The sequence below is a fragment of the Flavonifractor sp. An306 genome, from assembly GCF_002159455.1.
In the GTDB taxonomy this organism is placed as follows: domain Bacteria; phylum Bacillota; class Clostridia; order Oscillospirales; family Oscillospiraceae; genus Flavonifractor.
Genome location: NZ_NFIQ01000095.1, coordinates 1 through 11552, shown reverse-complemented (window position 1 = coordinate 11552; position 11552 = coordinate 1). Strand labels below are relative to the sequence as shown.

At 64.7% G+C, this 11552-nt stretch carries 13 protein-coding genes; all 13 read left to right on the top strand.

Annotation, left to right across the window (positions count from 1 at the left end):
• A partial coding sequence (locus B5F88_RS17115; RefSeq protein ID WP_140402169.1) for a sporulation protein YqfD occupies window positions 1–1036 on the top strand: 1036 nt, incomplete at its 5' end.
• A complete protein-coding gene (locus tag B5F88_RS17110) occupies window positions 1033–1998 on the top strand; it encodes a PhoH family protein (RefSeq protein ID WP_087348493.1) in 966 nt (321 codons plus the stop codon). The genes B5F88_RS17115 and B5F88_RS17110, both read left to right, overlap by 4 nt.
• Window positions 1995–2444: a hypothetical protein gene (locus B5F88_RS17105; RefSeq protein WP_087348491.1), complete on the top strand. Its 450-nt coding sequence runs from the start codon at window positions 1995–1997 to the stop codon at window positions 2442–2444. Before B5F88_RS17110 ends, B5F88_RS17105 begins: the two co-directional genes overlap by 4 nt.
• A complete protein-coding gene (ybeY, locus tag B5F88_RS17100; RefSeq protein WP_087348489.1) occupies window positions 2441–2929 on the top strand; it encodes an rRNA maturation RNase YbeY in 489 nt (162 codons plus the stop codon). The genes B5F88_RS17105 and ybeY overlap by 4 nt, the downstream gene beginning before the upstream one ends.
• Before the next feature lie 28 nt (window positions 2930–2957).
• Window positions 2958–3851 (top strand): GTPase Era, encoded by an 894-nt coding sequence (gene era / locus B5F88_RS17095; protein WP_087348487.1) that lies wholly within the window; start codon window positions 2958–2960, stop codon window positions 3849–3851.
• Between the two features lie 89 nt (window positions 3852–3940).
• Window positions 3941–4417: a signal peptidase I gene (locus B5F88_RS17090; protein ID WP_140402168.1), complete on the top strand. Its 477-nt coding sequence runs from the start codon at window positions 3941–3943 to the stop codon at window positions 4415–4417.
• Window positions 4418–4541: 124 nt separating this feature from the next.
• Window positions 4542–4667 carry a hypothetical protein gene (locus tag B5F88_RS21860; protein ID WP_275532953.1) on the top strand — a complete coding sequence of 42 codons (126 nt, stop codon included), beginning with the start codon at window positions 4542–4544 and terminating at the stop codon, window positions 4665–4667.
• Window positions 4668–4699: 32 nt separating this feature from the next.
• On the top strand, window positions 4700–5455 hold the full coding sequence (gene recO, locus B5F88_RS17085; RefSeq protein WP_087348481.1) for a DNA repair protein RecO: 756 nt from the start codon (window positions 4700–4702) through the stop codon (window positions 5453–5455).
• A gap of 1 nt (window position 5456) precedes the next feature.
• Window positions 5457–6332: a PhzF family phenazine biosynthesis protein gene (locus B5F88_RS17080; RefSeq protein WP_087348479.1), complete on the top strand. Its 876-nt coding sequence runs from the start codon at window positions 5457–5459 to the stop codon at window positions 6330–6332.
• Window positions 6329–8701: an endonuclease MutS2 gene (locus B5F88_RS17075; protein ID WP_087348477.1), complete on the top strand. Its 2373-nt coding sequence runs from the start codon at window positions 6329–6331 to the stop codon at window positions 8699–8701. The genes B5F88_RS17080 and B5F88_RS17075 overlap by 4 nt, the downstream gene beginning before the upstream one ends.
• 122 nt (window positions 8702–8823) lie before the next feature.
• Window positions 8824–9087, top strand: coding sequence for an HPr family phosphocarrier protein (locus B5F88_RS17070; protein WP_007495691.1), 264 nt, complete (start codon window positions 8824–8826; stop codon window positions 9085–9087).
• Between the two features lie 53 nt (window positions 9088–9140).
• Window positions 9141–11018, top strand: a complete 1878-nt coding sequence (gene uvrC / locus B5F88_RS17065) for an excinuclease ABC subunit UvrC (RefSeq protein ID WP_343286479.1) — start codon at window positions 9141–9143, stop codon at window positions 11016–11018.
• A partial coding sequence (locus B5F88_RS17060) for a DUF4358 domain-containing protein (RefSeq protein WP_140402167.1) occupies window positions 11015–11552 on the top strand: 538 nt, incomplete at its 3' end. The genes uvrC and B5F88_RS17060, both read left to right, overlap by 4 nt.

Genomic DNA, 11552 nt, shown 5'->3' with positions numbered 1-11552 from the left:
GGCCATGTGTACCGTCACCCGGGCGGGGCAGGCGGGGCTGCTGGTGTTTTTGGAGCGGTTCCGCCGCCGGTACGCCCTGCTCATCGGGCTGGCCCTCTCCCTGACGGCGGTATGCGTGCTGTCCCAGTTCGTCCTCACCATCCAGGTGGAGGGCAATCAGACGGTGCCCACCGCCGTGATCCTCACCGAGCTGCGGCGGCAGGGCCTGCGTCCGGGGGTGTTCGGCCCCGGCCTGGACGAAAAGACCATCCGCACCAAGGCCCTGCTCCAGCTGCCGGAGCTGTCCTGGATGAGCGTCAACCTCTATGGCACCCGGGCCCAGGTGCTGGTGCGGGAGGCCACCCCCGAGCCGGAGGTGGTGGATGAGACCGCCACAGGCAGCGTGGTGGCCCGGGCCTCCGGGATCATCACCCGGATGGACACCCTCAACGGGGAGGCCCTGGTGGATGTGGGGGACACGGTGGTGGCGGGGGAGACCCTGATTTCGGGCACCGTCCACCTGGACGCCCCCAAGTACAGCGAGCTGCCCGACCTGGGTACCCTCCAGGTGCGGGCGGAGGGGCGGGTGTACGCCCGTACCTGGCGTACCCTGGTGGGGGAGCTGCCTCTGGAGAGCCCGGTGAAGGTGTACACCGGGGAGGAAAAGACCTGCTGGTCGGCCACGGTTTTGGGCCAGCGGTTTGTTTTTTTCGGAAACAGTGGAATTCCCTTCTCCAAGTATGATAAAATAAGCAAGGTTTGGGAGCTGACCCTCCCCGGCGGCCAGGCGATGCCCCTGACCGTCCAGCGGGAGACACACCGGGCCTACGAGACCGCCGCGGCGGCTCTCGACCCCGACGCCGCCCGGCAGATGCTGGAAGAGCAGCTGCTGGAGGAGCTGAAGCAGGCGGTGGGGGAGGGAGAGGTGGTCAGCACCGATTATACCGCCGTGCAGGAGGACGGTCTGCTGCGGGTCACCCTCCAGGCGGAGTGTACCGAGGAGATCGGGCGGTTTGTGCCCGATGAGAACACACAAGAAAAAGAGGCCGATTCATGACAGAACAGACCATCAACATCGAGCGGATGGAGGACGTCATCGACGTCTTTGGGTCCTTTGACGAGAATATCAAGCTGATCGAGAGCGAGCTGGGGGTGACGGTGGTGAGCCGGGACAACCAGCTGAAGGTGTCCGGCGAGGCGGAGCATGTGATGCACGCCGTCAAGGCTCTCCAGGGCCTGCTGGGTCTGGCGGGCCGGAAGGAGACCATCACCGAGCAGAACGTCCGCTATATCATCAATCTGGTGCGGGCAGGCAATGAGGAGCACATCAACGACATCGCCCGGGACGTTCTGTGCGTCACCGCCAAGGGCAAGCCCATCAAGGCCAAGACGCTGGGGCAGAAGCGGTATGTGGACGCCATCAAGAAAAACACCATTACCTTGGGCATCGGCCCGGCGGGCACCGGCAAGACCTATCTGGCGGTGGCCGCCGCCGTGTCCGCCTTCCGGGACAAGCAGGTGAACCGGATCATCCTCACCCGGCCCGCCGTGGAGGCGGGGGAGCGGCTGGGATTTTTGCCCGGCGACCTCCAGAGCAAGGTGGACCCCTACCTGCGGCCCCTGTACGACGCCCTGTTTGAAATGCTGGGGCCGGAGAACTATCAGAAATACGTGGAGCGGGGCAATATCGAGGTGGCCCCCCTGGCCTACATGCGGGGCCGCACCCTGGACGACAGCTTCATTATTCTGGACGAGGCCCAGAACACCAGCCGGGAGCAGATGAAGATGTTTCTGACCCGGCTGGGCTTCGGGTCTAAAATCGTCATCACCGGCGACGTCACCCAGATCGACCTGCCCCGGGATACCGTGTCCGGCCTGAAGGAGGCCATGCGGGTGCTGGACGGAGTGGAGGATATCGCCATCTGCAAGCTGAATGAGTCTGATGTGGTGCGCCACGTCATTGTCCAGCGGATCATCAAGGCTTACGAGGCCGACGAGAACCGGAGGAACAAGAAATGAAGCGCCTGAGTTGGGCGGGGTATACGGTAGAGGTGGACGAGGCCGCCACCCGGGAGTGGTATGCCGGGGCAGAGGAGTGGGGCTGCGACTGTGGCCACTGCCGGAATTTCCTGGTTCTGGCGAAGGAGCGGAAGCTGCCGGAGGAGATTCTGGGCTGTCTGGACGAGCTGGGCATCCCGCCGGAGAAGTGCACCGAGCTCAGCGAGCTGTACGACCAGGACGGGAAGCTGCTCTACGACCTCCACTACCGGGTGGCGGGGCGGCTGTTGGCCCGGCCGCCGGAGGACGCCCCCCGGTCGGAAAACAGCCTGTGGTGCGGGGATGAACACTTTTATCCCTACGGGGCGGAGGACTTTCCCGAGCCCTGTTTTGACCTGTGCTTTTCACCCTGGCTGCCCTGGGTGCTGGACGAGCCCATTGACGGGCGTAAGGAGGGAGAACCGTGAACCATGAACTGCTCATCAAGACCGAGGTGGACGGGGCGGAGGAGTACGCCGGCCTGCTGCGGCAGGTGATTCCCGCCGCCCTGGACGCCCAGGGAGTGGAGGTGCCCTGCGAGGTGGACGTGCTGTTCACCGACGACGCGGGGATCCACGCCATCAACCTGGAGCAGCGGGAGGTGGACCGGCCCACCGACGTGCTCAGTTTTCCCATGTTCGACCTGCGGCCCGGGGAGAACCCCACAGAGGAGGACGCCGACCCGGGCACCGGCCTGGTGCCCCTGGGGGACATGGTGCTCTCTCTGGAGCGGGCGAAGGCCCAGGGGGAGGAGTTCGGCCACGGCACCCGCCGGGAAGTGGCCTATCTGGCGGTCCACTCGGTGCTCCACCTGCTGGGCTACGACCACATGGACGAGGGCCCCATGAAGGCCCAGATGAGAGAGCGTGAGGAGGCCATCCTGGGCCAGCTGGGGATTGGCAGAGAGATATAAAAAAGCTCAAGAAAGTTGAGGATCACCTATGGAAATCAAAAAATCCGGCATGATAAGCATTGTGGGCCGGCCCAACGTGGGCAAGTCCACCCTGACCAACGCTTTGGTGGGCGAGAAGATCGCCATTGTCTCCAACAAGCCACAGACCACCCGCAACCGCATCTGCGCGGTGGTGAACCGCAACGACTGCCAGTACGTCTTTCTGGATACCCCGGGCCTCCATAAGGCCCGCACCAAGCTGGGGGACTATATGGTAAACGTGGTGCGCCAGAGCGTGGCCGACGTGGACGCCGTGCTGCTGCTGGTGGAGCCCATCCCCCACATCGGCGGCCCGGAGGCCGAGCTGATCTGGCGCATCCAGCAGCTGGGCGCTCCCGCCGTGCTGGTCATCAACAAAATCGACACGGTGGAGAAGGAGCAGCTGCTGGCCGTCATGCAGACCTACGGCCAGGCCCACGACTTTAACTCCATCCTGCCCATCTCCGCCAAGACTGGCGAGGGGGTGGAGGAGCTGCTGGACCTGCTGGCGGCCTTTCTCCCCGAGGGGCCCCAGCTCTTCCCGGAGGATATGGTCACCGACCAGCCCGAGCGGCAGGTGTGCGCCGAGATTTTGCGGGAAAAGCTGCTGTTGTGCCTGGACAAGGAGATCCCCCACGGCACCGCCGTGGAGATCACCCGCTTTTCCGAGCGGGACAACGAGATCATCGACCTGGACGCCACCATTTACTGCGAGAAGGGCAGCCATAAGGGCATCATCATCGGCAAAGGCGGCGCCATGCTGAAAAAGATCTCCACCCTGGCCCGCACCGATATTGAGGCCTTCATGGGCACCAAGGTCTTTCTCCAGACCTGGGTGAAGGTGAAGGAGAACTGGCGGGACAACCTCAATCTCATCCACAATTTCGGCTACAAGGACGAGTGAGCGGGGCGGACTGCCGCCTGTTTTGCGTCAGGGTCCCGGATTGCTCCGGGACCCTCTTTGCGCTGGGCCGGTTCTGGGGGAAAATTGACATGAAACGAGTGATCAGAGAGAACCTCGCCGTCTGGATTGCGGTCATCCTCTGCGCCGCTGTCTGGCTGACGGTGCAGCTGTCCGGCCTGCGCCTGTGCGCGGTGCAGACCGGCTCCATGGAGCCCACCATCCCCACCTACAGCCTGTGTCTGGTCACCACCCGGGTGGACTATGACGACCTGGCCGTGGGCGATATCGTGGTCTATACCCGTTCTTCCGACGGGCGGCAGATCATCCACCGGGTGGTGGAATTTACCGACGGAGGGGCGATTACCAAAGGGGACGCCAACCACTCCGACGACGGCGTCAGCGTCACGCCGGACAACCTGTATGCCCGGTATATCTCCCATATTCCCGGCGGCGCCCGTGTGTTCAACGTTATACTCTCCCCAGCGGGGCTGGCTGTCATGCTCCTGCTGGCGGCCGCGCTGATCCTGCCGGACGTGGTGGGCCGCAGGCGCAGGAAGCAAGGCTGACAGCTGGCTCCCTGTTGCGGCTGTCCGCCTTTTGTGGTATAGTCTACCCAACGGTATGGGCACATTTTACCGCTGATAAACCGCCGACCTCCGGCCAAGCTAAGACCGGAGGGAGCGGTGTGACGTGGAGCGGACGGAACTGCTTTGGCGGCTGTTTGTGCGCACCGGCCTGCCGGAGGCGTACACCCTGTACCGGCGGTCCTCTCCGGAGAAGCGGGAGAAGAAGCCGGAACATCCTGCGGGCGGGTGACCGCCCGCCTACATATTTGGGGAGGAGAAACCATGCACATCACCACCCAGGGCCTGGTGCTCCGGGAGACGGCCTATAAGGAGGCGGACAAGATCCTCACGGTGCTTACCGCCGAGGGGGGCAAGCGGACGGTGAAGGCCAGAGGGTGCCGCCGGAAGAGCAGTCCCCTGGCGGCAGCGGCCCAGCTGCTGGTGTACTCCGACATGACCCTGTTTGAGTACCGGGACCGGTTTACCCTCAGCGAGGCCGAGTCCATCCGCCAGTTCTGGCACATGAAATCCGATGTGGAGCTGCTGGCCCTGGGCTCCTACTTCGCCGAGGTGATGGAGGCGGTGGCGGTGGAGGGGCGGCCGGATCCGGCGGGGCTGTCCCTGATTCTCAACTCCCTCCATGCCCTGGACCAGCTGAACAGGCCCCAGGCCCTGGTAAAGGGGGCCTTTGAGCTCAAGCTCATGAGCCTGGAGGGGTACGAGCCCCTGCTGGATGCCTGCGCAGTGTGCGGCCTGCCCCAGCCGGAGGAGCCCATGCTCCACCTGACCGAGGGGGTGCTCCACTGTGCCGGGTGCCGGGGAGAGGTGGGGACCGGGACCTCCCTGCCTCTGGAGGCGGGTACTCTGGCCGCCCTGCGCCATGTGGTGTACGGCGACCCCAAGCGGCTGTTTTCCTTCCAGTTGGAGCAGAAAGGTCTGGACTGCCTGGCCAGGGTGTGCGAGGGCTTCCTCCTGGCCCAGCTGGACCGGGGGTTTCAAACCCTGGATTTTTATAAACGACTGAAAGCGGGGATGTAACATGGAACTGTATGTGGCTGACGCCTTTACCACCGTGCGCTTTTCCGGCAACCAGGCGGGGGTGGCCCTGCTGGGGGCGGGGGAGTTCCCGGCGGAGTCCCTTATGCGGGCCCTGGCGGGGGAGCTGAAGCACTCCGAGACCGCTTTTGTGAAGCAGACCGGAGAGAAAGCCTTCCACATCCGCTACTTCACCCCGGCAGAGGAGGTGGACCTGTGCGGTCACGCCACCATCGCCGCCTTTACCGTCCTCCGGGATACCGGGGCCATAACGCCCGGAGACTACGCCCTCCACACCCGCTCCGGCGACCTGGAGATCGGGGTGGGGGCCGACGCCGTGTGGATGGACATGGCCGCACCCCAGGACGGCCAGACCTTTACCGAGGCGGAGCAGGAGGAACTGTACGCCGCCTACGGCCTGACCCTGGCTAATCGGCCGGAGGGGTTGGAACCCCAGGCGGTGAGCACCGGCCTTATGGACATCCTGCTGCCGGTGAGGGACCTGGAGACCCTGGAGCGGGCGGAGCAGAACGAGGCCCAGGTTACCCGGCTGTCGGAGCGGTACAACGTGGTGGGTGTGCATATGTTCTGCCCCTATACTCCGGACGCCGCCGCCCACTGCCGCAACTTTGCCCCTCTGTACGCCATCCCGGAGGAGGCGGCCACCGGCACCTCCAACGGGGCGCTGACCTACTATCTGTACCGCCGGGGCCTGATCCAGGCCGGGGCGGACAACCGCTTTGTCCAGGGGGAGAAGATGGGCAAGCCCTCCGAGATTTTGAGCCGCATCACGGAAGACGGGAGCGGCGTCAAGGTCCGGGTGGGGGGACGCGCCCTGCTCACCCTGAAATGTGAATTGATAACGGGAGAACCTACATGACCGATTTATTTGAAAAATCCATACAGACTCTGGAACTGCCCCGGGTACTGGAGCGGCTGGCCGAGCAGGCGGTGACCGAGGAGGGGAAGGACCGCTGCCTGGCCCTGCGGCCCCTTACCGATGCCGACGACGTGCAGCGTGCCCTGGACGAGACCACCGCCGCGGTGAATATGACCGCCCTGCGGGGCTCTCCCTCCTTTTCTGGGGTAAAGCCTGTCCGGGCCTCCCTCCAGCGGGCCGACATGGGGGGCGCGCTGAATGCCCGGGAGCTGCTGGATATCGCCGCCGTCCTCCGCTCCGCCCGCTCCGCCAAGGAGTACGGCGAGGGGGAGGGGGACCGGACCAAAACCTGCATCGACCACCTGTTCCGCTCCCTGACCGCCAACCGGTTTTTGGAGGACAAGATCACCGGGGCCATCGTGGGGGAGGGGGAGATCGCCGACGCCGCCAGCCCCGAGCTGGCCGCCATCCGGCGGCACATCCGGGCCACCGCCTCCAAGGTGCGGGACATCCTCAATAAGCTCATTTCCTCGAACCAGGCCAAGTACCTCCAGGACGCCATCATTACCCAGCGCAACGACCGCTTTGTGGTGCCGGTGAAGTCGGAGCACAAAAACGACGTGCCCGGCCTGGTCCACGATGTGTCCTCCTCCGGCTCCACCTTCTTCATTGAGCCCATGGGGGTGGTGAAGGCCAACAACGAGCTCAAGGAGCTCCAGTCCCGGGAGGAGAAGGAGATCGAGCGGATTCTGGCGGAGTTATCGGCCGAGTGCGCCCAGTTCAAGGAGGACATCGCCCAGGACTACGACCTGCTGATCCTGCTGGACGTGATCTTCGCCAAGGCCCGGCTGGCCTACCGGATGCGGGGGGTGGCCCCCCGGCTGGACGCCAAGGGCCTCTACCTGCGCAAGGCCCGACACCCCCTGCTGGACCCCAACAAGGCGGTGTCCAACGATCTGATGCTGGGGGAGCAGTTTGACACCCTGGTGATCACCGGCCCCAACACCGGTGGCAAGACGGTGACCCTGAAAACCATCGGCCTTCTGACCCTGATGGCCCAGTGCGGCCTCCACATCCCTGTGGGGGACGGCAGCTGTGTAAAAGTATTCCGCCGGGTGCTCTCCGACATCGGCGACGAGCAGTCCATCGCCCAGAGCCTTTCCACATTTTCTTCCCACATGGTGAATATTGTGGGGATTCTGGAGCAGGCCGACGATGAGACCCTGATCCTGTTTGACGAGCTGGGGGCGGGCACCGACCCCATCGAGGGCGCGGCCCTGGCCGCCGCCATCATCGAGTCGGCCCGGGAGATGGGGGCTCTGGTGGCCGCCACCACCCACTACGCCGAGCTGAAGGTGTATGCCATGACCACCCCCGGGGTGGAGAACGCCTCCTGCGAGTTCGATGTGGACTCCCTGGCCCCCACCTACCGGCTGCTCATCGGCATTCCGGGCAAGTCCAATGCCTTCGCCATCTCCCAGCGGCTGGGCCTGCCCAAGGAGATCATCCAGAAGGCCGCCGCCCGGATTGACGCGGAAAACGTCCGCTTTGAGGACGTGCTCACCCAGCTGGACGAACAGCGCCAGGAGATGGAGCGGGAGAAGGAGGCGGCGGCAAAGCTCCGCCGGGAGATGGAGGAGACCGCCAAGGCCTCCCGGGAGTACAAGGCCCAGCTGGAGGCCCAGCGGCTCAAAGCGGTGGAGAAGGCCCAGGCGGAGGCCCGGGCCATCCTGGACGAGGCCCGGAATACCGCAGACCAGGTGTTCCAGGAGCTCAACGACATGCGCCGCCGCCAGCGGAAGGAAGAGGACTGGCAGCGGGTGAATGACGAGCGGGCGGCCCTGCGCCACCGGCTCAACGAGGCCGAGGGCAAGCTGGGCCAGCGGCCGGAGGAGCCGGCGCCCCCGCCCACCCGGCCCGCCAGGGCGGGGGACACGGTGGAGCTGCTGAAAATGGGCACCCGCGCCACCGTGATCGCCGTCAACAAGGACGGCTCCCTCCAGCTCCAGGCGGGGATTCTGAAGGTCAGCGCCAAGCAGGATGAGGTCCGGGTGGTGGAGGGCGAGAGCGCCAAATCCGCCAAAAAGGTGGTGGCCCGGGCCGAGCACAAGCTGCGCTCTCTGGGGGCCTCCCCGGAGGTGGACCTGCGGGGCATGATGACCGACGAGGCCATCGGCGCCCTGGACCTGTTCCTGGACAACGCGGTGTTGGGCAAGCTCAACGAAGTGCGCATCATCCACGGTAAGGGCACCGGCGCGGTGCGCAAGGCCGTGCGGGACCACCTGAAGCGCAGCCGGTATATCAAGTCCTTCCGCCCCGGCCGCTACGGCGAGGGGGAGGACGGGGTGACCATCGCGGAGCTGAAATAGACACTCTTCGTCAATCAATCCAGTTTCTTATGCGGAATTTGTGCATTTTGTCATTGACGGTTTGGGATAAATTTGCTATCCTATAATACGAAGTATGCGAATGCATCTTGGGGGGAAACGCTATGTATATGAAAGAGGCAGTCGTGAATAACCAGGTCGGCCTGCACGCCAGACCGGCCACGTTCTTCATCCAGAAGGCCAATGAATTTAAGAGCTCCATTTGGGTGGAGAAGGACGAGCGGAGAGTCAACGCCAAGAGCCTGCTGGGCGTCCTCTCTCTGGGGATCGTCAAGGGGACTTCCATTAACCTCATTGCAGACGGCCCCGATGAGAAGGAAGCGGTGGAGGCCCTGATTGAGCTGATCTCCTCCAATTTTTCCGAGTAAACGACCAAACGCCTGAGAAAAAAGCGCCGCATCCGCGGCGCTTTTTTTGATCCATGCACATCCGGCGGAAAGGAGGGCATCATACTTCTGTTATGACCTTTGACGAGTTGAAAGAGAAAGCCCATGCCCTGCCATTGAAGCCGGGCGTGTATATCATGCAGGACAAAAAGAACACGGTCATCTACGTGGGCAAGGCCAAGGCCCTGAAAAACCGGGTGAGCCAGTATTTTGCCAACCTGGCCACCCACACGGAAAAGACCCGGGCCATGGTGAGCCAGATCGACCACTTCGACGTGATCGTGGCCGACTCGGAGTTTGAGGCCCTGGTGCTGGAAAATTCCCTCATCAAGCGCCACCAGCCCCGGTACAACATCCTGCTCAAGGACGACAAGGGCTACCCTTATATCCGCCTGACGGTGAAGGAGCCATACCCCAAATTCTCCCTAGCCAACCGGGCGGCGGAGGACGGGGCCCGGTACTTCGGGCCCTACGGCAGCCGGGGAAACACCCAGAACATCATCGACGCCCTGCGCATCGCCTTAAAGCTGCCCTCCTGCAACCGGAAGTTCCCCCGGGACATCGGCAAGGAGCGGCCCTGCCTCAACTACCACATGGGCCAGTGCGACGGCTACTGCCGGGCCGATATGGACCAGAGCCGCTACCGGGAGGCCATCGACCAGGCCGTCCGCCTGCTGGAGGGGAAGTTCCAGGAGGTGGGGGACGAGCTGAAGGCGGAGATGGAGCTGGCCGCCGAGGAGCTGCGGTTTGAGAAGGCCGCCGAGCTGCGGGACCGCTACCGGGCCATTGAGCTGCTGGGCAAGCGGCAGAAGGTGGTGGCGGGTTCCCTGGCGGACACCGACGTGGTGGGCTTCCACCGGGGGCAGGCCACCCGCAGCTGCTTTGTGGTGCTCCACTTTGTGGAGGGGGAGCTGGCCGCCAAGGACTGGGACCTGATCGACACCCCCATGGAGGAGGACACCGCCGAGATCCTCTCCGCCCTGGTGCGCCAGTATTACGGCGGCCGGGGGAACCTGCCCCGGCAGATCCTGCTGCCCTGCGAGCTGGAGGACGAGGTGCCTCTGACCCGGATGCTCTCCGAGGCGGCGGGCCGGAAGGTGGAGCTGGTGACCCCCCAGCGGGGGGCCAAGATGGACCTCATCCGCCTGGCCAACACCAACGCTGTGGAGGAGGTGGAGCGGTGGACCACCCGGGAGGAGCGGCAGAACAAGCTGCTGGAGCTGCTGGGCAATATGCTGAACCTGCCCGCCCCGCCCCGGCGGATGGAGTCCTACGACATCTCCAACCAGGGGGCCGACGACATTGTGGCCTCCATGGTGGTGTATGTCAACGCCAAGCCTCTGAAGCGGGATTACCGCCACTTCAAGCTGAAGGACATGGACGGGCCCGACGACTACGCCTCTATGGACCAGGTGCTCCGCCGCCGGTTCCAGCGGTATCTGGACGGGGACGAGAAATTTGCCGACAAGCCCGATCTGCTGCTCATCGACGGCGGGGAGAACCACGCCAGGGTGGCGGTGGGGGTGCTCCGGGACTTGGGACTGTCCATCCCGGTGTTCGGCATGGTGAAGGACGACCGCCACCGCACTCGCGCTCTGGTGACCCCGGAGGGGCAGAAGATCGGGATTCAGGGCAACCAGGCCATCTTCTCTCTTATCGGCCAGATCCAGGAGGAGACCCACCGCTTTGCCATCGAGTTCCACCGCCAGCAGCAGAACCAGCGGGTGAAGGGCTCGGTGCTGGACAAGATCCCCGGCGTGGGGGAGAAGCGGCGGAGCGAGCTGCTGAAACACTTCAAGAGTATCAAGAACATCAAAGCCGCCACCCTGGAGCAGCTCCAGGAGGCGGTGCCCCGCAATACCGCCCAGGCGGTGTACGACTTTTTCCGGGAGAAGGAGGGGCAGGAAGGATGAAACGGATTCTGCCGCTGGCCCTGCTGCTCCTGTTGACCGCCTGCGGAGCGCCGGACAGCGGGAACACCGCCGCCCCGGCGGGATATGTGAGTACGGACCAGGCGGCCCAGGCGGTGCTGGACAGCCAGAGCGACCCGGCGGGGCTGACGCCCCTCACCGGCAGCGACCGCACCGACTACCTCACTGGCGTGTGCGGTGTGGAGGAGGGGATGTGGACCGAGGCGGCGGTGTATACCGCCTCCGGGATGGACGCCCGGGAGGTCATCGTCCTCCGGCTGAGCCAGGAAGAGGACGGCGAGGCGGTGACCGCCGCCCTGGAGGCCCACCGGCAGGCCCGGCTGGCGGACTTCTTCGGCTATGCGCCCGACCAGGCCGCCCTGCTGGAGGAGGCAGTGATGACCAGCCAGGACGGGTATGCCGCCCTGCTGGTGTGCCGGCAGCCGGATGCCGCCGCCGCTGCCTTGACCGCTGCTCTGGATGGGGATGTGACGGGAGCCGGGGAGCCGGAGGCAGTCCCCACAGCCACTCCCACCC

What these genes read in the sequence shown, in the direction of transcription:
- B5F88_RS17110 (WP_087348493.1), top strand. Translation starts at nt 1,033, where the DNA reads ATGACAGAACAGACCATCAACATCGAGCGGATGGAGGACGTCATCGAC.
- B5F88_RS17105 (WP_087348491.1), top strand. Translation starts at nt 1,995, where the DNA reads ATGAAGCGCCTGAGTTGGGCGGGGTATACGGTAGAGGTGGACGAGGCC.
- era (WP_087348487.1), top strand. Translation starts at nt 2,958, where the DNA reads ATGGAAATCAAAAAATCCGGCATGATAAGCATTGTGGGCCGGCCCAAC.
- B5F88_RS17090 (WP_140402168.1), top strand. Translation starts at nt 3,941, where the DNA reads ATGAAACGAGTGATCAGAGAGAACCTCGCCGTCTGGATTGCGGTCATC.
- recO (WP_087348481.1), top strand. Translation starts at nt 4,700, where the DNA reads ATGCACATCACCACCCAGGGCCTGGTGCTCCGGGAGACGGCCTATAAG.
- B5F88_RS17080 (WP_087348479.1), top strand. Translation starts at nt 5,457, where the DNA reads ATGGAACTGTATGTGGCTGACGCCTTTACCACCGTGCGCTTTTCCGGC.
- B5F88_RS17075 (WP_087348477.1), top strand. Translation starts at nt 6,329, where the DNA reads ATGACCGATTTATTTGAAAAATCCATACAGACTCTGGAACTGCCCCGG.
- B5F88_RS17070 (WP_007495691.1), top strand. Translation starts at nt 8,824, where the DNA reads ATGTATATGAAAGAGGCAGTCGTGAATAACCAGGTCGGCCTGCACGCC.
- uvrC (WP_343286479.1), top strand. Translation starts at nt 9,141, where the DNA reads ATGCACATCCGGCGGAAAGGAGGGCATCATACTTCTGTTATGACCTTT.